We start from the raw sequence: 22,502 nt of genomic DNA on the forward strand, positions 1-22,502 counted from the left end.
CCGCTGGCGAACCCGGCAGTCGCCCCCAACGCCGCGACCACGGCAGGCGGCGCCACGACCCCGGGTACCACCGCGGCGGCCAAGACCGCCTCCACCCTGTCCGGGAAGATCGCGGGAGCCCTCGGCGCCGGGGCCGGTGGTGTCGGCGTCCCAACGGTGGCGGCTGCGGTGTCGATGGTGGTGGTCGTGGTCACCACTGTGACCGTCGTCGTGACGCGCACGTCCAACCACGGCTCGTGCGACGCCGCGGTCCACGGCCAGTCGCCTCGCGCCGTCCTCACGGAAGCCGCCCGCCGTATCGAGTTGACGAGCTTCCGCTTCGACGTCACCCGGGGCCCGCACCACGTCACGGGTGCGGCAGACCCGCAGTCCCGCAACGCGTGGTTCACGCAGGGCCTGACGGACGGGCCGGTGGTGACCGGCACGATCGCCCAGGGCAAAGTCGTCCTCCCCGCCAGCACCACCACTCCCTCCGGCGCGGATCCCCGCTGGGTGCGCAGCGACGGAGCCTTCACCGACGCAGTCGATCCCGCGGCGCCCGCACGCAAGCTGCGGTCGGTGACGACGGCACGGCGCAAGGGCTGCGAGTTCACGGGAACGCTTCCCCCCTCCCCCGCGCCGACGGCGGCGGGGTCCGCGAGCTCGATGGCCGCACCTCTCGCCGCCCGCACGGGCACCGCGTCTGCCGCACCGACGACCGGCGCATCCACCTCGCCTTCGGCCGACGGATCCGGCGTGCCATTCACGGCCCGCATTGACGACAAGGGCCGACTAGTGCGGCTCAAGACAGAGGCACCGGCCGACGGGCTTCCCGTCTCCGCCCGGTACTCGGACTTCGGACTGACCGTCACACCGTCCGTGCCGCCGTCGGCAACGGCACACCGGTCCCCGTCTCCTGGCGCCACGCACACCCTCACCGGCGATTGGGCCGGAGTGTGGGCGACCGACTTCGCCACCGGTGATCTCACAGCGAAGCTGGCCCAGAACGGCAACCGCATGACCGGCCAACTCACTGTCGACGGAACGGGCTGCGACCTCGACGGTCCCGTCAGCGGCGCGGTCGACGGCGACCGCATCACCTTCGGCACTGTGAAGAGCACCGGGAAGATCACCTTCACCGGAAGCATGGATGGCGCCGGCATGCACGGCACCTTCAGCACCGACTGCTACAACGCCGCCGGCAACTGGAACGCGCGCCGTTCCCCGACCCAGCACCAGCACCAGCACCCGCACCGCAGGAGGGCGCACCCGTGATCTCCGACTGGCTGACCGAACTCGCTGCGGCTGGCTCCGCAGCCCTCGTCGCTGCCGCCTCCACCGACGCCTGGCAGACAACCCGCGACCGCTTCGTCCGGATCCTGAGCCGGGGCGACCCCGACCGCGTCGAGACGGCCTCCCGGCGCCTCGACGTCCTGCGACACGCCGCGCAAACCCCGGACGGCGACCGCGGGTTGGCCGAGGCCCGCCGCACCTGGCAGATCCGCCTCCAGGACCTCCTCGAAGAACACCCCGAAGCCGCCGACGAACTCCGCTCCACCATCGCCTCACTGCCCCCGCCCCGCCCTGCCACCACCTCGTACCGGCAGCACGGCGCGGCCCGGGACCATGGCAGGGTGTTCATGAACCAGCACGGCTACCAGATCATCCGCGAGACGCGACCGGGTACGCCAGACGCCTAGAACTACATAACGGGACGGCAGGTTGCTCGTTGCTCTCTTCGCGTGATTAACACTGCCGCCCCGGGCAGACTGACAGCGGGCGAGGAGTGCACCGTGGACCGAGTGCGCGGCACGGACGCGAGCGTGTAGCCCTGCCGCGTCGGCTTCCGTCTTCAGGACTCCTCCGGCTTGACTTGGTGCAGAGAAGCAGCCTGCGTGCGAAGGGTGCAGCGTGCTCGCCCCCGGTCCCCTGAGCCGGACCAACATGGAGCTCCTGCGCCAGGAGCTCGTACTGCTCTCGATCGGCCGGCGGCCGCGGCTGGCCGACCTCTACGCCGAGGTCGAGCAGGTGCGGGGCGACAGCTTCCGCGCGGACTGGCGCATCACCGACCCGATCCGGCACGCCCAGCAGCGCGAGGCGCCCGACCCCGGCGTCGTCTGCCCGGACGACGGCCCGGAGTTCACCGCCCTGCAGGACCAGGTGCGGGCGGCGCTGGAGAAGAAACCCTGCAAGGAACCCGACCTGGCCCGCCGTCGCGGCCGCGCCATGTGCGAGGACTGCACCGTTCACAGCCGATGACCACCGTCTGCCGCGCCGAGGCTCCCCCACGGCGCGGCAGACGCCCCCTACAGTGGACAAGGAGATGACCATGGAGACGAACCCCACCGCCCTGCTGCTCGAACTCGCCGCCCGCACCCGGAACATGAGCGACCCGGACGCGCTGCGCGACCTACTGTCCGCGGGCCACCGCGCCTGGTGCGAAGGCATCGCCGACGTGCGGGCCGGCATCGGCCGGGAGACCGCGCCCCTGTCCGACACCGACGTCGCCGAGCGGTGCGCCGCCGCAGGCGCGCCGTGGGAAGAGGGAATGACACGCGGCGAGGCAGTCGCCGCTCTCGCGTTCGCAACCTGGGACGCCGCGCCGGCCGCCATGGCCTACACAGAACTGGCGGAGCGTGCGGCGCGCTACGGAGTGTGCCTGCTGGGCGAGGACGTCCTGTAGGCCGATTTGGCGTCAGGCTGGACAGCAAACCATCTCATTTGGCATTATCGAACATGTCGCGCTCGTCCGGGTGCCGGCGCCGCCGTGCTGATCCTTGCAGAGGGGACCCGATGTCTTCCGCCGACCGGCTCGTGGACACCGCGCAGATCGTGTCCGAGTTCGGCACGAGCAAGCCCCGCATCAGCGAGTGGAGCAACACCCCGGACAGCGGCTTCCCCTCGGTCGCGCGCACCGAGGGCCGCAAGCGGTTCTGGCGCCACGACGAGGTCGCCGCATTCTTCGCGCAGCGTGCCCCGAAGAAGCGGACACTGCCGGCCGCGGTACTCGATGCCGACCAGGACGAACTGCTGACCAAGCGGGAAGTGGCCCAGCTTCTGGGGTACACCCGCACCTCGACCATCGACGCCTACTTCCGCGACCGGCCCGGCTACTTCCCCGAACCCGACGAGGACGCCGACGGCCAGATGTGGCGCCGCGGCACCATTGTCGCCTGGGTGGCCAACCGGCCCGGCAAGGGCCGGCGCAGCTCTGCGCCGGCGGCAGCACGGCCTGCGGTCTCGGCAGACGGCGATCCCGACGAGCTCCTCGGCACGACCGAGGTTGCAGTGCTGCTCGGCTACAGCAGCACGGCTTCCTTCTCCAGCGCCCTGTACCAGGGGCGTATCCCCGAACTGCCCGAGCCGGACTCCCTGGAGAAGGAGGAAGGCAGCCGCGGGCCGGCGCGCAAGAAGTGGCACCGGGCCACCGTCGTCACTGCCGCCCGCAAGCGCGGTGTGCTGCCGCCGGCCGACCAGGACGAGAACGAGGACCTGGCCGGCGCCGCCGACGCAGCCCGGATCCTCGGATACAGCAGCGCCGACAGCTTCATCAGCGCACTCGGGCACGGACTCCTGCCCGACCTCGAACAGCCCGACGGATACGAGTACCGGCGCGGCAGCGGCGGCCGCCCCCGTCAGCAGCGCTGGAAACGCTCACGCCTCGAGGACCTCGCCGCCCGCCGGTCCTCTACATCCTGAACTGCAGCGCGCCGTACAGCGTCGCAGGCGGGATACCGTAAGACCGCGGCCTCTGGTTGAAGGGATCGACGAACTCCCGGCGGACCAGACACCGCACGATGGCCGGTACGGAGAGGCCAGCCACCCCTCCACCGCGAAGCCACACAGCATCGCGGAACCGGCCATCACCATGATTCCTCGGATGCCTTGGGCCGTTCCATCTAACCGGCGGAACGCGCTGGCCGGCTGAACCTCCGTTCTCGGAACCATGGAATCCGAGGCGGGTAAAGGCTCCGGCAACTCCTCCGGGGCCTCGTCTGCTCCTCTCGCCCGGCATCAGCCGAGGGGCTGCTTCAGCTCCGCGCAGTTGCGGCTCACGACCTCGCCGAACTGGGCTGCCCCCGCCCACAGGCTGACGTTGTCCAGTCGCTCAGGTTCCTCGGGCGAGGGCTGCCACAGCAGCGTCCAGATTGAACCAGCCCTGCAAACGCTGTCCGTCGGAGCGGATTGGTACCAAGGTGCAGGACGGGCTCACTGCCGAGGTGTGCTTCCGTTTCGAGACAGACCGATTCTGGACAACACAGTTAGCGGGCACCTGGGCGACTCACCGATATTTTCCATCCTTCACTCTTTCACCGGGATGACGGTCCCACATTCCCTCCGAAGATCAGAAGAGAATTCCTCCCCGCCATACCGAGGAACGATTAGATTCCACCATGCGAATCCGGATGGATCTCTGCCGGGCAAATCCACCGCAGCAACGACTTGAATACCTCATCCACCCGGCCAACCGCTTCACTGAATGCGGCAAATCCTTCCATCCCCCTCAGCTCTTCATCATCAAGTGCGAGCTGAATGTTCCGCCGGATCCACAAATCGCCTTGATATTCGGCGAGATTGTCGTCATATCTCGCCACGCAACCATCAGCGAACTGTTTCCACTCCCACAGATCCACCTCTGGCGTAACGGGTCCCTTACGTTTGGCGGTTCGACCAATCTCCTGGTATCGCTCATAGAATCCCAGGCCGTTCACGTGATCTCCATCCGGCTCATTTTTCTTCAACCATCGCGAACCCAACCCGGGTGCGAAATCCACATTCTGCACCGGGTTCCCCATTTCACTAGGGGAAACTCTGGACTTGTTCCCCGAAATACGACTCCAAGTCGCCCGCCGGACGGACGAAGGTACTCATACTGCCGCCACTATTGAGGATTCCAAAATTCCCCGTCAGTGGGTCTTTCCGGAAGAACGTTCCGGCCGAGGAAAGGTGATCATCCGACGCTGTAGTAGCGGTGCTGTTCGTTCGGGTCGACGGCGCAGCGGGCCGTGCTCTCTAACTGCGCGAGCTTGTGGCCAACGAAGAGGGCTAGGCGGGCAGAGCGGGGCGCGCACCCCCTCGGCGACCTCCCAGATTCGCGGCGTCGCCGGATAACCAGGACTGGCAGTTCATCGGCATCACGCTGCTGGCTGGGTGCGCGCATACTGCCGACGCGTCAGCCCGTCTCGGGCTTGGAAGGCTCCACATGGCGCAGGCAGTACACGCAGCTGGATACCGGGTCGACGCGGTGCTACGTCTCCGGCTGATCCGCGTGCAGCTTGGCGGCCACTCGCTCCAGGCCCTCCGCGTACGCGCCGCGTTCTGGGTGAGGGTGTCGATATTCGAAGGGGGCTACGGTCGCTTATAGCTATGCACTGCCCGATAGGACTACCCACGGCTAGCAAAGGCGCCCGGCATAGCGGCCCGACTGGAGTTTTGACAGCTTTCATTCCAGGCAGGCCCTATCGAATAAATCTCGATAGGGCCTCTTTCATGCTCTTGGCAATTTACAACCCGGGAGACAGCCCAAATCGATCGACAATCACAGTTGACCAACTATCACTCTCGAGACCTGCACTCACCAACAAGTCCCTCCAGTCAGTTATCGCCTCGTCAATAATCACATCGAGATCCACACCCTCCTTAAATAGGATCAAAATCGCCCCGGCAATTCGATCTGGGTCTTGGAGGTCAAAGATGGATACGTCTAGACCCGAGAGTGCCTCGCTGAGCCTCTTGCGGGAGCCCTCGTCGAACTCGCGCTCAACAATTCCTGCAATCCAGTCCGACAGAATCACAAAATCACCCTTCAGGTGGTCAATTCGACGATGGAGGAATCATGTAGTCATACGCCCCACCCTCTCCACGGGAGAACGTATAGTCGGCATCGAGCAGTTGATTGAGCTCCCGAGCATAGACCGAATCTCCAGTTGCATTGCTCAAACTCCTGCTGGTTATCGGTGTGGCTAGGTACACGGTCTGCCTCTTCTCGATCACTCCTCGAATGAACTCATCATTCTTATCCAGGCCCCACTTATTTACATAAAGAACCTCGTGGTCTGGCCAATCGTGTGCAACCCTTGTGTCTGCCCGTTTCCCTAGTACGGCAAATTTATCCGAACTTTCCGAGGGGAGTGACGTGCACGTTGAGTTGTGGACGAGTACCGGTGCATTCCCTGCGATCACATAGTACGTGTGGAGTTGCTGGACGGTGAGGTTCCAGCGGTTGGCGGTGCCGGGTGTGGGGCGGGTGGCGATGACGTAGGAGTGGTGATCGGTGGCCGTGTTGAGAGCGTCGCCCTTGTGGAGTTCGCCGGCCGATACCCAGGTGTGGAGGGTGTCGTCCCAGAAGGGGTGGTTGGCGGTGGTGTGGAGGGTGGCGGTGTGGCCGTCCTCGGAGCGGATCGTGACGTCGAGCAGGTCGTTGTCGTGGTTGATCCACACATGCTGGACTGTGCGTGCGCCTTGGTGTTTGCCGGTCTTGGGGTCTGCGGCCTGGACCCGGTCGCCCGTCTTGATCTTGCCGATGGGTTTGGTCTTTCCCCCATCCATGAGTACTGGCGTCTCCGGAGAGAAACTGCAGGTTGCTGCTTCTTCTTCTCCCACCCAGGCTCCTTCACCAGCAGCCAAGGCCATGACGAATTCGTTGCCTCCCACCTGTTGCGTCCGTTCCCAGACTCGGGCGTCACTCTCACATTGGGCTGCATGGGAAAGGCAGTAGGTGGCAGCGATCTTCTTTGCTCCGGCCACATCGTCGTGGTGATGGAGGTAGTAGTCGTACGCGTGGTTGCAGGCAAGACGGCCGAAGCAGACCGTTTCCGACTTACCGAAGGCATTGGTCTGAGGGAACCAATACCCGCCTGCCGTGCTGTTGAGCTTGTTGCTTCCGAACTGGTAGTACGAGCTTCCCAAGCCTCTTGCATCGTTTGACGAAGGCGTTGTCGCGCTGGTCCAGCTGCCATCGTCCGTGACGTTGCCCTGGCTGTCCGAGGAAGAGGTTCCGGTGCCCGTCTTTTTCGGCTTCTTAGGGGTCTGCCCGGGGGTGGTGTTCTCGTAGCCGGGGCCAGGACGGGTCGGGCAGTCGATCTCGGGGCACAGGCCGGTCGGGTCGCTCAAGGTGACGGGGCTGTTGTCGGCGTAGGTGTAGCCGTTGAGGGACTGAGCGTTGCCCGTGTCGAGGACGGGGTCGACGCTGAGGAATCGGCCGGTGGCCGAGTCGTATTCGCGGGCGCCGATGTAGGTGAGGCCGCTGGTGGAGTCGGTGGTCTTGTCGAGGAAGGTCTTGTCGTCGGCCCAGACGCCGGTGCCGCCTGGACGTGCGGCTCCGAAGGGGGTCAGGTAGCGCTTGGTGACGGCCTGGGTGGTGGCGTCAAGGCTGACCGTGGACGTGCCGTGCGGGTCACCGGAGAGGTAGGAGAGGGTTTGCGTGCCGCTCTTGTTGGTACGCAGGGCGATGCTGGCGCTGCCGGCGCCGTAGTAGCGCTGGGCCCAGTACTTGGCCGTCGAGGTCGAGGTGTCCAGGTGGACCTCGGTGGCACCCAGGTAGAGGACGGTCTCGCCGCTGGCGTTGCGGCGGATGAGGAGGTTGCCGTCGGCGTCGTAGACGTGGCTGGTCGTGCTCTTGGTGGTGCCGGTGCTGGACTTCTCGGTGACCGTGTCGAGATCCCCGGTGGCGTTCCAGGTCAGGGACTGGGTGTCGGTGCCGTTGGGACGGGCGGTCGTGTCACCGATCTTGTCGTAGCCGTAGGTGGCACTCACACCAGTGCAGGAAGTGGCACTGGTCGTCGCGGTGAGCTGATGCGGGGTAGTCGAGCTGTAGCAGTAGGTGCGGGAAGAGTCTCCGGTGCCAGTGTGTGCGGTCTCCGTGGTGCGCAGTCCGCTGCTGGTGTAGCCGTAGGAGGTCCAGTAGGGGGAGGCGCCGCCGAGGTTGGCAGTGGTGCGGCCGGTGGTGGCGCAGGAGGCGGTGGACGGAGTCCAGGCGTCGGTGAGGCGCTGGTAGCCGTCGTAGGTGAAGCACTGGTAGTCGATCGCGCCGGTGCCGGAGAGGTTCGCGGTGTCGAAGGTAGAGGTGACATCGCCGGCGTCGTCGTAGGTGAAGTTCAGGTCCTGGACACTGCGGGTGGCGTCGGTGGTGAGGCTGCGGGTGAGCCGGTCGGTGCCTTCCTCGTAGGTGTTGGTGATGTACGCCTTCTTGACGGTCAATGCCTCAGAGGTGCCCAGCGTGTACTGGTTGACCTGGCCGAGCGCGTTGTAGTCGGCGGCCAGCAGGTAGCCGGTGGCGCCCCCAACGTCTGTGATCTGACCGAGGTCGTTGTACTCGTAGTCCACGGTCTCGCTGCTGAGGCCGCCGGCCGCGGGCTCGGTGTAGTACTGCTGGGTGCCGTCGATGTTGTAGTACGAGGTGGTGGCCAGGGTCGACGAGGCGATCGCGCCCGAGGTGACCAGCGGGTCGCTGGAGGGCAGGGTCAGCTGGCTGCCGGTGGCGTGGTAGAGGCTGTCGTAGGCGGTGACCTTGCGGGTGTAGGCGCTGCCGGTGGTGCCGCCGACGTAGCTGATCGAGTCGTCCAACTGGCCCTTGGCGAGGGTGTCGTAGTCCCAGTGGTCCAGCTTGTTCGCGTCGGTCTTCGCCGTCTGCCACTGGTCGGTCCTGCGGCCCAGCACGTCATAGCCGTAGAGCAGTTCGGTGCCGCGGTTGTCGGTGGTGGTGTCCGTCTGGTCCAGGGCTGTGTAGGTGGTGGTTGTGGTGCCCAGGTCCGGGTCGGTGGCCGAGGTCTGCCGGCCGAACAGGTCGTACACGTACGACCATTGGGCGCCGTCCGGTCCGGTGACCGTGGAGGGCTTGTCGTCCAGGGTGTTCTTGTACTTGGTGGACGTGTAGACGGCTCCGGCCCCGGCGCCGTAGGCGGCGTCTGCGGGGTCGGAGCCCGCATAGGCACGCTTCTCGACGGTATTGCCGAATATGTCGGTGATCGTGCGGGTCGCCGAGCCGCCGTTCAGCGCGGTCGTCGCGGTGGAGTCACCGGTGTAACTGGTGCTTGTGGTCCACTTCTTGACGCCGTACACGTACAGGCTGCTGCTGGTGGGCCGGCCCGCGCCGTCGAAGACGGTCTCGGTCTGCTTGGGCGCGCCTCCGTATTCCGCCCGTGCGTAGGAACCGCTGGGGAGGTTGGCGGAGTCGAAGACGTCCGCGTAGGTCTCGTAGGCCAGTCCCCTGCTGTCGTAGCGGGTGTCGGTGAGCAGGCGCCCCCCGTCGGGGGTCGGGTACTGCGTCTGTAGAGGCCGCCGGAGGGAGTCGTAGATCGTGTACGCGGTGGTGTAGGTGGTCCCGTCGGCCTTCAGGGTCGAGGTCGACGTCCAGGACGGGGCGTCGTTGGTGACGCTGTAGGCGTAGGTGTAGTTCGGGGTCTGGTTCGCGGAGTGGGAGCGGTTGGTCAGCCAGGTGGCGGTCTTGCGGCCCAGGGCGTCGTAACTGGTCTCGACGATCTTGTTGTTGACGTCGTAGACCTTGGTCGCCAGCCCCGAGGCGTAGTCGGTGTAGGTGTAGGTGGACTGCGCCTTGGCGTTGGTGACCTTGGTCTTCGTCAGCGGGCCGGAGTCGGTGGGCGTGTAGGCGGTCGTGGTGGTGTTGCCGTTCACATCGGTGGCGGTCAGCATGCGGCCGAGGCCGGCCGTGCCGCTGCTGTCGTCGTAGGTCGTGGTGGCGATGGTCTGCCACGTGGACGGATAACGCTCTCCGCTGGCGGCTGTGGCCGGGTAGGCAGCGGCCCGTCCGGTCCACGTCGCCTCACCGAGGGTGGGGGTCTGGGTGGCGGACCATGCGGTGGTGGAGGCGTTGTCGTACGCCGTCGCCGAGTCGGAGAGGACGTCCCCGCGAGAGGTGGAGGAGGCCGGTAGGTTCAGGCCGGTCTCGGCGACGGAGCAGTCCTGGCCCACGACGCGGGTGCGCGAGACGAGGTTGATCAGGCCTATGCCCGCGTTGCGGGCGTACCAGGTGCGGGTGCAGGTGTTGTCGCCGCTGACGCCGGTCTGACCGGTGTCGTTGACCTGGGTGGCCATGCCGTAGGAGTCGTAGGTGGTGGAGACTTGGCGGGTGCGCCAGGTCGCGGACGCGGTGAGGTAGGTGGAGGTGGCACTCGTGCCGGTGCGGACGTAGTAGGCCTTGATGCTGGCGTACGACTTCTGCTGGCTGGCGGTCTGCGAGGACCAGGGAGTGTCGACCGTCACCGCGGTGGGGGTGGACCCGTTGTAGGTGATCTGTTCGCGGAGGAAGCCGGCGTACTGGTCGCTGTCGGTGACGTCGGTGACGTCCAGGCCGGAGACGTCCAGGCCGTTGACCGTGGCGGAGGCGGTGGTGCCGTCGGACTGCTTGTCGCCGTCCATGCCGTGCATGTACAGGCTGACTGTCTTGGACTGGGTGGATCCGGCTGCGCCGGTGGTCGTGGTGACCTTGCCGTAGCCCCGCCATTGCGACCAGGTCCGCTCGTCGGAGGGAACCAGCGGGTCGTAGTTGTAGTGCCAGGCCGGGTCGGCATAGCTGTAGGAGTTCTCGACCCCCTGCCCGAAACCGGTCGGGTCGGTGCTGAGTACGGCCGTGACCCGGTACTTGTGGAACCAGTCGAGCAAGGATTCGGTGGCGCCGTTGATGTGCCAGTACTGGGGATAGCAGCTCAGAGTGTCGTTGTCCTCGGACGACGGCATGTTCGAGCCGCGTACGCACTCCGGGTCCGACAGGGTCACCGTGGTGATGCCACCGGTCTCGGACGTGACGGTGGCGATCCGCGGCATGCTCAGCGGCAGGATGTCGTCGGAGGTGGAGTCCACCCGGTTCGCCCGCAGTTGATAGGTGAGGGTGACCGGGTCCAGCGTGATGGCGGTGCCGTTCTTGCCGGTGTGCTGGATCGAGGAGAGCACCAGGGTCTGGTCGGAGGTGTCACCAATGTCCTGGCCGTCCAGGAACTTCTGCGTCAGCGCCCAGGAATCCACCGCGGTGAGCTTCGCGGCCGTGGCCGAGTAGGCGAACGTGTCAATGCTCGTGAGGCGTTTACGGGTGAAGAACGACGGGCTGTCGGTGTTGCAGTCGTCGTCCCCGCTGGCGCAGATGGTGTCGTACGGCACGTCCGGCCAGTTGTCCGACGTCGAATCGGTCAGCGAGGAGCAGTCCGAGGCGGTGCACCGCTCGTCGTAGGAGAACGTCACCTCGTCCGAGTCGGTCCCGGTGAACAGGGTGCTCGCCCGCTGCCCGTAGAGGATCTTGTCCAGGTGTCCGCCGCGCGTGTACTGGGTGTTGGCGGTCGAGGCGCCGTTCTTGGGGTAGTAGTTCGTCTCGGCCGTGTACCAGTACGACATGGCGTTGCCGTGCAGGTCGACGGCGTAGTCGAGGTTCCAGCGCCAGGCCTGGGTGAGGGAGCGGTCGGCGAAGCTGGATCCCTGGTCGTAGCCGGGCTCGCCGGAGTCGTCGCCGAAGACCGGGACGGTCCATACCGAGTTGGTGCGCTGGGTGTCGGCGCCGGGCAGCTTGTTCAGACCGAAGACGTACTTGGTGCCGTCGCCGGTGGTGACGGTCCAGTACTCGCCGTCGTTGTCGCCGTTGGTACCGCCCGTGGAGTGGGTGACGGTGGAGGCGTCGTCGTCCTTGAGGTGCCAGTCCCCGGTGGTGTCGTCCTTGACCAGTTCGGTGGACTTGCCGTTGAGAACGAGGGAGGCATTGTCGTACTTCCAGCACTCGTCGTGCTTGTCGGTCTGGCCGTCGTCGTCGCAGGAGGCGTACGACCGCTCGACGTACGAGGAGGCGCTCAGGTCGAAGCCCTCGCCGATCTGGGTGGACTGGTTGTTCGTGGATGCCGTCTTGCCGTCGGTGCTGCCGGAGTCGTAGTCCAGGGAGAGGGAAGGTGCGGGACCTGCCGCCGCGGGCGGTGTGGACAGCGGGTAGGTCCAGGTGAACGCGCCGGAGGAGCCACCGGCCTGCCAGGTGGAGGAGGACGACAGGGGTGAGGCCGCGTAGTTGCCCGAACCGGATGCCGACTCACCCGAGGTGGCTGCCAGCGCCAGCACGGTTGCTGATGCCGTCGCCGCCGCGAGCGGGGCCGACCGGATGCTCGACCGGGAGGCCCGCGCGTCGGATGCACTCGCGGCCGGCAAGCCGAGTGAGACCGTGGCGGAGACGGTCTGGCCGGTGACACTGTTGTGGGAATCCAGCGGTGTCTGGATTCGGCAGGCAGCCTTTTCCGGGGTCGTCAGTGCGCAGGCGGGCAGGGTGACAAGGCGCAGGCGGCCTGCCCAGTCGCCTCCGTAAGCCGAGGCGAAGGCGCTGTAGTCGATGCTGACGTCGGCGTTGCCACTGTTGCTCGCGCTCGCGCTAAGCAGTACGCCTTTGACCCCGGCGGCCGTGGCGGCCTTGCGGCCGAGGACCTGAACGTTGACCGTTCCGGAAGCAGCCTTGGTCCCCGTGGAGTGGTGAACGGAGACGGGCAGACCACCGGCAGTCAGCCGGACCGTGCCGAAAGCGGGCAGCGACCCGGCGTCGGCGGCGGCTTTTGGCCAGGTCGCTTTCTGCTCCACGAGGGCTTGTTCGGCCTGCTTCTTGTTGGCGGCCTTTTCCGCGGCCACCCGCGCCCTGGCCTTCTTCGCCCCCAGACCGTCGACAGCCTTCACGGTGTCGGAACGCTGCTTCGGCACAGCGGGTACCAACTGCTTGGTGGATGTCGCGGCTTGGGCGGCTACTGGAGTCAGACCGGCCACGGCCAACGCGAGTGTCACGCCGACCGTGAGCACTCGGTGTCTACGGCGTCTCGCACCACTGGCGGCACTCACGACAACAACCCCTCACACGTCAGAAGTCATCAACAAAGGAAGCGCGGGACTTGCTCGGGCGAGGCGGCAGCAGGCGCCGCCCCGCCAAGGAGAGGGGGGAGGTCAGTCCCCGACCGTCTCGACGATCTGTTCCTGGCTGGCCATGGCACCGGCCCAGACCCGGATATCGCTGACCGTCTCAGGCAGATAGTGGCCCCAGACGGAGTTCACGTACGCCTTGCCGACGGCGAAGTCACCCGTGCCCACCGCCGCCGTATAGCTGGTGTCATCACCGTTCTGCGCGTCGCCGACGTAGAGGCTGACCGTGCCGGACTGGGCGTCGAACACACCCGTCAGGCGCACCGCGCTCCCCAGGTTGGCGACATCGTCGGAGACCACTCCGGTGAAACTGCCGTCGGTGTTGAGGCGGCCGAAGTGCCAGAGCCCGACGGGGATGGTGGTGTCGGTCTCGGGGTCGGTGTCGGTGCCCGTCAGCTCATACCACAGCCCCCAGGCGGAGCCGTCCGCACTGCGCTGGCCGAGGACCTGTCCCATGTAGCCCACCGGCTTCGCTGCGAGCGCGGCGCTGTCCAACTGCACGGCCGTGGTCGCGGTGAAGGACCCGGTCTCGTCCACCAGCGGCCCCGGCGCGGACGCCGTGTCATCGGTGCCGTCCAGGACAATCCCTGTCCCGTCCAGTGACGCGCCGCCCGAGAGCGTCAGGGAGGTCCCGTAGCCGGAGGTGGTGTCGGGCACGGTGGTTCCCGTCGCCGCCGAAGGGTCCCAGTCGGCCATGAGTTCGGTGGCGGCATACCGGTCCGCGGTCAGCAACCGTGCCTCCGTGGACACTTCCTGCGCGGACAGGGCCCGCTGCCAGACCCGGGCCTCGTCGATCTGCCCGTTGAAGTAGTCGGTGAACGTGCCGGCCGTGCTGCCGTTTCCGCGGCCGAACTCCAGCAGGCCGGTGTCCGCCTCGGGTTCCCCGCTCGGTATTGCTTGCGGACTGCCCTGGGCCTTGCCGTTGACGTAGAGCTGGATCGTGCCCGCATCCGCGTCATACACCCCGGCCAGATGCGTCCACACCTTCACCGGCGTAGAGGCCGTGTCCGCGAGCGAGCGTACGAAGTGCGCGGTGCCGGCCGAATCAGTCCAGTGCCAGTTGAAGATCCACTTGCCGTAGGAGGTGGAGTAGTAGATCGCGAAACCGGGCTGGGTGCTTCCACTGCCCGTCTGGGAAAGCAGCACGTAGTTGTGGGTCGGGGTGGCGGCCATCCGGGCCCACACCTCGACCGTGTACGACGACCGGGACTCCACCACAGCGCCCGAGGCGGCCGCATAGCCCGCCGTGCCGTCGACCGTCAGACCCGTGTCCGTGACCGGCGTCACCAACTCCGCCCCCGTGGCATCGTGCGTCAGCACACCCCGCCGGCCACGCCCGTCCCGGGAGGCACCGGACGAGGAGAGGGTGGCGTTGTCCTGCTCCGCCGCAACCGTCGTGGACGTGTCGAGTGCGGCGCCGCTCGCCTCGTCGAAGTGCCACTGGCCGGACGGTCCGGAACCTTCCGCGACGAGGAAGTCCACGGCGTTCTGGGCTCCGTATCCGATGGAGTCCCTGGCCCGGACGTACACGCTGAAGGTGCCGGAGGTGGGCGGGGTGAAAGTGGCCGTCGCCGTCGAGCCGGTGATGGGTGCCGACCACGCGGCGGACGCTGTCGTCTTGTACTCGTAGGCCGTGTTGGTGCTGTCACCGGACGCGGGCGTGAAAGTGAAGGTCACCTTCGTACCGGGACCGCCAGCTGCGGTGCAGGAATCCGTGGTGCACGCCGAGTACGGGCTCGACAGGGCGATCCCGGGGGCCTTGGGGCGAGTCGGGTCAACCTTGAAATAGCACCAGCCCGTGGTCGACCCGTTCGACGGACCGGCCAGATAATCGTCACCGCTGTTGTAGTACGACCGCGTCCACGACCGGTACCGGTACAACGTCCCCTCAGTCAGCGTTGACGTCTGCACGCTGCCCGGCGAAACGTTGTCACCCACATACCCACTGGTGGGGTGTGCGGTCTCGAAAACGGTCGACCACGTCCCGCTGCTCGCCGTGTACGCGTCCACACTGTAGACGGCCCTCAGCGACGCACCCGACTCACCGCCCGCCGCGGTCTGCGGCGTCGACTGAAGCAACGGCTTCGGCTCGGACACCACCAACGGGTCCGACTGCTTGGTCTCGCAGGCGACAGTGGTCCCGGTAGTGGCCCCAACGACCAGACCGATCTTCGTAGGCTTAGCCGGGATACCGACGTACTTCACGTCGATTTCGGCGTTGTCGTCGAACCGCTTCCAGCCGTTCGGGTCGGTCTCGTCATGCGCCTTGAGCATCAGCGTCAGACGAGAGAAGTCACCGTTGGCGAACTTCGTCACCGTGGACGTGAGGTTCTCGTTCGTCTCAGCCGGGTTGTCGTTGAACTCGATCGGGGCAGCAGGCTGGCTCGGATCACACGCCGACCCGCGTCCCGCGGACACATCCCGGTCCACCATCAGGTCCCAGTTCGCCGTCGGACCCGGCCAGTTCGTCGACGAGGAGATGTTGCCCGTGCGCACCAGGTCCACCCACGACGGGCTGCAGGACATCGACCACTTCTCCGTGATCGCGAACGTGGCGTCCAGGACGTGCTTCCCCGCCAGCTTCGCCGGCGAGAACTCGAAGTACATGCGGTTCTTGTAGCCGGAACCGCAGTAGTACGCGTAGCCGCCGGTGACATAGGTGCCGCAGTAACCGATGCCCTTGCCGTCGTCCCCGCCGGAGAAGTTGTAGAACGTGTCCCCGTCCGAGGACAGCAGCGTCCGCTCGGAGGCCGTCATACCGACGTCCGGGTCGATGTACTGCGGGAAGACAGAGGACTCGTCGGCGAGCATCGACGCATCCGGGGTCACCTTGATCGTGCCCTGCTCCGCCGTGACCGGAAGGCGGGTGGAGGTATCACCGTCGCTGGGGCCCTCGGTCGGGTCCGACGTCGTCTCACCGTCGTCGCCGGAGCTCGCCGCAGCGGTGCTGTCCTGCGCCGTTGTCGTGAACGAGCTCTGGGACGCCGAGTGGGCGGAGGCCACAGGCGAGGCGGATGCGGTGCTGGTGGTGTCGCCGGACGAATCCCACTGCTGGGCGGCCGGGGCACGGAAGACCGCGTTGCCGTCGTCGTCGACCGCGGACAGGCCGCCGCTTCCACCGTCCCGCAGGGACAGCCCGTCGGCCCGCACAGGGAACGAGAGTTCCTTCAGCTCCGGGTTCGCGGCAGCCGGCGCCGAGGTGACGACGAGCACCTCGCGGTAGCCCTCGGTGGTGGCAGTCATCCGCAGATCCACGCCCGGCAGGACATCCGCGTACACCGCCGAGTCCCCGTCCAGCGTCGGCTTCGGCAACGTGCCCGGCCAACCCACAGTCAGTGAACGCCCGTTGAGGGACAGCTTCACCAGGTCGGCACCGTCCCCACCGTCGGAGAAGGAGATCTTAGCGACAGATGCCTTCGGCCCGACGGTGCCGTCCGACCTCTCCGCCAGCGTCGCGTCCGGCTGCGCCCAGGAACCATCAGCCTGGCGCGTCCGCACCGGCACGACGGAATCCTTCAGCGTGAACGTCACCCCGTCCGGATTCGCGAACGTCGTGGTGTACGGCGTGCGTTCACCTACAACCTCGACCTGCTCCCCCGTCTCCGCCGCCTTCTCCGCGTCCGCCCGCGCCTCCGGCGTCGGCTGGTCGGTGGCCGTAGTGTCGTCCGCGTGCGCTCCGGTCGCCGGTACCGCCAGCGTCGGCAGAGCAGCCATCAAAGCGGCTGCTGCGGCCAACGAGACCAGTCGTCTACGCGCGGCGACCGCGGAGCGCGTATGCCAAGAAAACCCCATCCCCCACCCCAACTGTTCACACAGTTCTTACCCCGCCCTTACGGCCGCCTCATCAGAACCGTCCGCATCACAGCTGGTCAATGGCGTATACAGCGAAGATGCACAACATCCAGCCATGCGCTGCGCGATATCAAGTAGGGCAAAGCAGAAACCGCGCAGATGGAGCCGCCATCGAGCCCTGCGGCCACCGGCTCGAAGCTCGACGCCAGTCGGCCGGACCAGCCATCAGATTGACCGCAGCTGCAAACCATTTCTTTCATAGATGGGGTTCTTTAAGCCCTCAGGCCACAGCCCAGGGATTCGCTGAACTGAATAACTCAGGCTCCGGCTCAATCTCGGAGCTCTCACGGCCACCCCGGCAAGCCGCGCCCACCCCACCCACACGCCGTGCCGGAAACGTGCCATGAGCCCACACCCTGTCTCCTCGCATACGGCTGGCCGAGCGTGGCCGATATGCGACCTTCAGAAAGTGAAAGAAACTGCAAAGCGGGGCCGGCGCGGCCACAGCAAGCTCACAGCTTTCTTGTGCAGGAGATGCTGTCCCTCGATCGCCCGCTTCGACAACTCCATTTGCCTGGCAGGCAGCGCAGTGAAGTGAGAGCGAAGCACAGCGTGTTCTCGATCGGGCCTGTGAGCTACACGGGGCTGCACTCGACGAACTCCCCACCCGGCTCTGCCGTCCGTAAGAAGCCGTATTCCTATCGATCATGAGGTCGGTTCTGATCGAACAGGGTGCCTGGGCGGGTGATCTTGGCCAGGTGGATGCATGAGTACAGGGCCTCCTGGTAGCTCGGGGTTGCGACGCCACTCGAGTACCAGGAGGCCCTGTTGTTCCAGTCTTGCGTGACGGTCCTCGTCCCGTCCAACTCCCGCGTGTCGTCGTGCGATTGCCTCGCGCACCGGTTCGGGAACGCGGCCGACCGTCCGAACAGGGTGCGGCGGTATCCGTCGGACATGACGGATGCAGAGTGGACGGTGGTGCGGGATGCGCTGCCGGTGCCGGCCTGGTTGGAGGGCCGGGGCGGGCAACCGGAGGGCTACTGCCACCGGCAGATGTTGGATGCGGTCTTCTACGTCACCGACAACGGGATCAAGTGGCGCTCGGTTCCCGCCGACTTCCCCGCGTGGGATCGCGTCTATGCCTTCTTCCGCAGGTGGCGGGAGAACGGACTGGTCAGGGAGCTGCACGACCGGCTGCGCGGCAAGGTCCGTACGGCCGAGGGCCGACAGGTGGAGCCGACCCTCTCCGCCCGGGTGGGCGTGGCAGCGCTGCGGCGCGGTGATCGACCCGTCCCGGTGGGCGACCGTGGCCGGGTTGCTGTTCAGCCGCCCGAAGGCCTGATCGCGCAGGGCCAGCGCCTCGGCGGCGATCTCCTCCCACTGTTCGCCGGGGACGAGGCCGGGAGGGAAGAGCACGCTCCCGGTCTGTTTCCACTGCGTGTTCAGCTCGGACACGGGCACACCCCGTTTCACAGGTCCGCAGGTCACAGGTCGAAGTAGCAGAAGGTGCCGATGACTCCCTGCTGGTCGGCCTGGGTGAGAGGCGGGCGCCAGTGGGGGATGTTGTAGCCGTCGAAGGCCGACAGCTGCCGAAACGGCACCTCCCGCACCGGGTGGCCTGCGGGGTAGAGGCCCTGCGAGGCGACCAGCGCGGCCAGTTCGTCGCTGCTCGCCTCGCACAGCTGGGGTGCCCAGCCCATGGGCGGCAGTCCCTCGGTGAGGGCGAACGTGAACGTGATGGTCGCCTTCACGCTGTCGCGGTGCAGACCCATGAAGTCGCCGAGCCGGTAGTAGTTGTAGCCGCAGCGCACCGGGATCAGCCGCGGCCGGCCGCTCGCCTCGCGTACCAGGCCCAGCAGGTCCATGTTGCGCAGTACGGCCGTCAGTACGGGTCCGCCCTGGGTGGACAGGTACTGCGAGGGGGTGCAGAAACTTCCGTCGCGGTGGGAGGCGGTCTGCGTGAATCCGGAGACCGTTGCCGCCTCACGCAGCTGTACGGACTCCTCGATGAGCTGGTCCCAGGTCCGCGGGCCCAGCGCGTCCGGCAGCACCAGCCCCTCGCGCTGCCAGGCCGGCGCCTGTTTCGTGGTGGTGGATGCCATCGTCGGCTCCCTCGTCGTCGGCTGCGCTGCGGGCATCACGTGGTGCGGATTCCATGGCAGCGCAGCTCACGGTGCGGCGACAGAGACGGAGTTGGGACGTTGGTGGGAGGTGCGGTGGGACGGTCCTGGGACGGATCTGGGATCCGGTCAGGGCGTGGCGAGGAGGTCCAGGACGGCCTGGTGGTAGACCCCGTACACCAACGGCAGGTCGGCGAGGCGGGCGCGCTCGTCCACGCCGTGCAGGCCCTCGTAGCGGACACCGAACCCGGCGGTCGATGCGATGCCCTCCCCCGCCAGCAGATTGCCGATGTTCGAGGGGCCCGCCGTCTTCGCGCGCGGCGTGAGGCCCGCCGAGCCGGCCGCGGACATCAGCGCGGCGGCGGGCTGCTGGTCCGGACGCAGTTGGAAGGGCGGCCACGCCGCGACCTGCTCCACGTCCGTGGGTCTCGGCCCGGGCAGCTCGCCGTCGAGTTCGGCGACCGCCTTGCGCACCAGGGTCTCCGCGTCGTGGGCGTCGAAGCCCGGTGTCAGCCGGACGTCGACACTGAGCACGCACAGGTCCGGCGTCGTGGAGAAGCCCTCACCGCCGTGCAGGGCCGTGACGGAGAGCTTGGGGGGCAGCGGGAAGCTGCTGCCGGCCGCCGGCGCGGGCAGCTCGGCAGCGTCCAGGAGCCCCACCAGCCGCGCCGCCCGGGAGATCGCGCCGGTCACCGTCCTGGACGAACCGGAATGCCCGGACGGGGCATGGACGTGCAGATGGGCCCGCCACAGCCCTCGGCCGCCCACCACGATCTCCTCCAGCCCCGGGTAGCCGATCATGACCCCGTCCGGACGGGCTGTGCGGGGATCGGCGAGGTAGGCGCGGGCGCCTCCGAATCCGCCGGTGTGCTCCCGGGCCAGCCCGGTCACCGACGCCGACCGCGACTCCGCTGCCGCCACCACGTTCTTTCCTCGCCCTTCCCACGGCGTGTACCGCACGGGCAGCGCGAGCACCGCTTCCCTCGTCTCCACCCGGCGTGCCGAGGCGCACGCCTCCCGGCCATGATGGACTAAACCAACCGCCGCCTCACGGCCCAGCATCACACCGCAGTCGAAGCCCTCCGCTCCGTGAAACGACGGCAAGGGCACCACGGCGGCCGACTCCGACGCCACGAAGAACCGTTCCAGGGCCGCCTGCGGCTCGACCACACCGATATGCAGCGTCTTGACGCCGTTGCGGCGCGCGGACGGATCCCGCAGCTCCAGCAGCCGCAGCAGATGCTGCGACAACTCCCGGTGGCGGGGCGGACCGTACAGAACGCGGTAGTGCACCAGGTCCGGCTGCTGCGCCACCACTGTCTCGATCGCGCCGAGATAGGTCTTCTCCCGGCTGCGCGACCCGGTCACCACCAGTGTCTCCCGCGCCGAGCACACCACACGGACCATGGCCTCGACCAGGTCGGTGTACCGGGTGAGGACCTTGACCACCACCGCTGTCCCGGACGCCTCCAACGCGCTCACCGCCGCCCCGTCCTGATGGGCGAACAGCGCCTCCGTACGGCCGCCGTACAGTTCGCACAGGGCAGCGCGCATACGGGCGCCGGTACGCCGCCGGCCGGACTCCCAGGCACTGAGCAGGCTCGCGTCCGTCGCACCGCCCGAAATCCGGTTGAGCCGCTCAGCCGCTTCCTCCAGAGTCCAGTTCCTGGAGGTCCGGGCACGCCGTAACTCTGAATCACCGCCCGCCGTACGCGCCATCGTCCCGCCCTCCCCTTCCGGTAACCACCGGCCGCAGGCACACCCCGTGTCCGCGAGCCGGCCGGGCCGGAGCCGACTGCCCGTCGGGCGACAGGCTTCCCCGATGGACGAGGCCTATCCCCCCGGGCGAGGCTGTGGCGCGAAGCGTGCGCCGGTCCTCCCCCGGCGTTGCCGGGCGCCCGCGTCCCAGTACCGCCGCCGCAACCCGGCCCCGCCGTCCGCACCACCTGACCACCCCAGTGGCCGGCAGCAGCCGTACGGACCCGCGCTCCCCGGCATGCCAGTCCTCCCGGCGTATCGGTCCGCGCGGGCCCCACGTCCATGGGTGGGATTGCCGCTCGCCCATCGGCACCCGTGGACTGCAGCCGTCCCGGTCGCCGGCCCGACCGAGGGCGACCGCGCGCTGCGCGTACTGCGCACCCTGGCCTGGCCGTTCGTGGAAACCGCCGGATCCGCCGCTGTGCGGGTTCCTGTTCACCGGACACGACCAGCTGCGGCTGTACACCGCCGTGGCAGAGGCGGACGGTCCGGTCGCGGCCGACGTACGGCTGGCGGGCGCCGTCACCGCGCTGCTGGCCGCGCGGCCCTTCCTCATCGGCGAGAACGAGCGGCGGAGGCCGGATGCTGCCGACCCGCACTGCCTGCATACCGTCGGCTTGAGGGACTGGTGAGACTTGCCCCGCCGGGCAGCCGGGCCCAGGGGCGCCGGACGACGAACGGGGGCTGTCCCGCACCGTGTGCGGGACAGCCCCCGTGATCGAGCGCCGGGCAGGCCTTGCACCTGCATCTCCCCGCAGGAAGCGGGGCGTCTTTCCTTGGACCACCAACGCAGCACCAGCCGACCGGAGTTACAGCGACCAGCTCAAGATCGATTATAGCCGGTGGAAGGTCGGCAAGGAACTGGAGCCGGACGCCGCCGGGGCTGCGAATCCCTTCCCGAATCCGGAGGGGGCTTGCGAGAGTGCCTTGGCGGCCCGGGTGCGCAGGCGACTGAGGTGGTAGGACATGGGGGTTCCGCGTCCATCCGTACCGTTGGAGGCGGTGGCCGCTTCCCAGGAACAGACCGCACTCGCCGCCCGGAAGAACGTGTGCGTGATCGCGGGCTCTTCGTGGCCGTCGGCGGTGACGTTCACCAGCATCTGCTCCGGACCTCGGGTCCAGGCCGGTACACGCTCGTCGTCGCTGTCCGGGTGGAGCGGGGGCCGGTTGGGCAGGTCCTCCGCGTCGCCGGCCGCGGCGGCCGGCGTGTCGGTGGGGCGGGTGTACTGGCCCGTGCCGGAGGCCGCGATGGCGGCGATGGCGAGCCGTTCGGCGAAGTCGTCGCCGGGCACGGGGAGTTCGAGGTCGGGATGGTGGTCGTAGCCGACGGCGACCGCGGCGGCGACGATGTCGATGACGGCCTGCGCCATCGGTGTGTGCTGGCGGGGGTTGGCCCGGGTGAGATGACTGAGGATGCGCAGGACGGTGGAGAGGCTGGTGTCGGCGGTCATCATCCGGTAGGCCGGGGCATCCTGGCCGGGATCTGTTGAATCCGCCGGATCCGTATCGTCGCCGTCGTGGGGTGCGTGGGGGCCGGCCTGGGCGCGCCACAGGGCGGCGGCGTGGGTGTCGCCCTGGGCGAGGTGCTGGAGGTAGAGGCAGTAGGAGGCGGGCTGGTCGTCGGCGCCGGCGGCGAACTGCCACCAGAAGCGGGCGCCGTCGTCGGCGCCGGCGAGTTGCAGGGCGCAGCCGAGGATCCAGGCGGACCTCGGCTCCGGGACCTGGTCGGTGAGGAAGTCGGCGAGCTGCTCGATCGTGCAGTGGGTGACGACCGCCTCGCACAGGGCGGCAAGACTCTGCGCGGCGCCGTCGTCGGCCGTCTTGGGCCCGGCGTCCCACAGCAGGAAGCCGTCCGCGGCGAGATCCTCGTAGGCCAGGTCGTCGTAGGGGACGACGTCGGACGGGACGCGCGGCTGGTGCAGCAGCAGGGACTGGGCGAGGAGGTCGTCGATGGTGCTCATGGCGGGG

Annotated in this window: 13 protein-coding genes and 1 pseudogene; 7 read left to right on the plus strand and 7 right to left on the minus strand. The window is 67.7% G+C overall.

What is annotated here, in order from left to right:
• The 5 genes and pseudogenes from R6V09_RS06620 to R6V09_RS06640 form a co-directional block, all read left to right on the plus strand.
• Positions 1-1,254: pseudogene (locus tag R6V09_RS06620) on the plus strand (hypothetical protein); the annotation flags it as partial.
• A complete protein-coding gene (locus tag R6V09_RS06625; RefSeq protein ID WP_317880390.1) occupies positions 1,251-1,679 on the plus strand; it encodes a hypothetical protein in 429 nt (142 codons plus the stop codon). The pseudogene R6V09_RS06620 and the gene R6V09_RS06625, both read left to right, overlap by 4 nt.
• 211 nt (positions 1,680-1,890) lie before the next feature.
• Complete coding sequence (locus R6V09_RS06630; protein WP_317880391.1) at positions 1,891-2,238, plus strand: hypothetical protein; 348 nt, start codon at positions 1,891-1,893, stop codon at positions 2,236-2,238.
• A 70-nt stretch (positions 2,239-2,308) separates the two neighbouring features.
• On the plus strand, positions 2,309-2,662 hold the full coding sequence (locus R6V09_RS06635) for a hypothetical protein (RefSeq protein ID WP_317880392.1): 354 nt from the start codon (positions 2,309-2,311) through the stop codon (positions 2,660-2,662).
• A 110-nt stretch (positions 2,663-2,772) separates the two neighbouring features.
• Positions 2,773-3,678, plus strand: coding sequence for a helix-turn-helix transcriptional regulator (locus R6V09_RS06640; RefSeq protein ID WP_317880393.1), 906 nt, complete (start codon positions 2,773-2,775; stop codon positions 3,676-3,678).
• A 683-nt stretch (positions 3,679-4,361) separates the two neighbouring features.
• Here the strand turns inward: R6V09_RS06640 and R6V09_RS06645 are convergent.
• The 4 genes from R6V09_RS06645 to R6V09_RS06660 all read right to left on the minus strand — a co-directional run bounded on the left by R6V09_RS06645 (position 4,362) and on the right by R6V09_RS06660 (position 16,578).
• Positions 4,362-4,763, minus strand: a complete 402-nt coding sequence (locus R6V09_RS06645; RefSeq protein WP_317880394.1) for a hypothetical protein — start codon at positions 4,761-4,763, stop codon at positions 4,362-4,364.
• Between the two features lie 720 nt (positions 4,764-5,483).
• A complete protein-coding gene (locus tag R6V09_RS06650) occupies positions 5,484-5,774 on the minus strand; it encodes a hypothetical protein (RefSeq protein WP_317880395.1) in 291 nt (96 codons plus the stop codon).
• A 19-nt stretch (positions 5,775-5,793) separates the two neighbouring features.
• The gene (locus R6V09_RS06655; protein WP_317880396.1) at positions 5,794-12,732 is read right to left on the minus strand and encodes a polymorphic toxin-type HINT domain-containing protein; all 6,939 of its coding nucleotides are present in this window, start codon (positions 12,730-12,732) and stop codon (positions 5,794-5,796) included.
• A gap of 156 nt (positions 12,733-12,888) precedes the next feature.
• Positions 12,889-16,578 (minus strand): LamG domain-containing protein, encoded by a 3,690-nt coding sequence (locus R6V09_RS06660; RefSeq protein ID WP_317880397.1) that lies wholly within the window; start codon positions 16,576-16,578, stop codon positions 12,889-12,891.
• A 1,032-nt stretch (positions 16,579-17,610) separates the two neighbouring features.
• Here R6V09_RS06660 and R6V09_RS06665 point away from each other — a divergent pair.
• Positions 17,611-18,156 (plus strand): transposase, encoded by a 546-nt coding sequence (locus R6V09_RS06665; RefSeq protein WP_317880398.1) that lies wholly within the window; start codon positions 17,611-17,613, stop codon positions 18,154-18,156.
• Here the strand turns inward: R6V09_RS06665 and R6V09_RS06670 are convergent.
• On the minus strand, positions 18,141-18,758 hold the full coding sequence (locus R6V09_RS06670; protein ID WP_317880399.1) for a hypothetical protein: 618 nt from the start codon (positions 18,756-18,758) through the stop codon (positions 18,141-18,143). The two genes, R6V09_RS06665 and R6V09_RS06670, sit on opposite strands and share 16 nt — an antisense overlap.
• A gap of 147 nt (positions 18,759-18,905) precedes the next feature.
• On the minus strand, positions 18,906-20,495 hold the full coding sequence (locus R6V09_RS06675) for a peptidase dimerization domain-containing protein (RefSeq protein WP_317880400.1): 1,590 nt from the start codon (positions 20,493-20,495) through the stop codon (positions 18,906-18,908).
• A gap of 509 nt (positions 20,496-21,004) precedes the next feature.
• On the opposite strand from R6V09_RS06675, the gene R6V09_RS06680 reads away from it, so the two are divergent.
• Positions 21,005-21,166 (plus strand): hypothetical protein, encoded by a 162-nt coding sequence (locus R6V09_RS06680; RefSeq protein WP_317880401.1) that lies wholly within the window; start codon positions 21,005-21,007, stop codon positions 21,164-21,166.
• Between the two features lie 201 nt (positions 21,167-21,367).
• Here R6V09_RS06680 and R6V09_RS06685 read toward each other — a convergent pair whose 3' ends face one another.
• A complete protein-coding gene (locus tag R6V09_RS06685) occupies positions 21,368-22,495 on the minus strand; it encodes a hypothetical protein (RefSeq protein WP_317880402.1) in 1,128 nt (375 codons plus the stop codon).
• Positions 22,496-22,502: the final 7 nt, after the last annotated feature.

Source organism: Streptomyces sp. W16 (assembly GCF_033194735.1).
Taxonomy (GTDB): Bacteria; Actinomycetota; Actinomycetes; order Streptomycetales; family Streptomycetaceae; genus Streptomyces.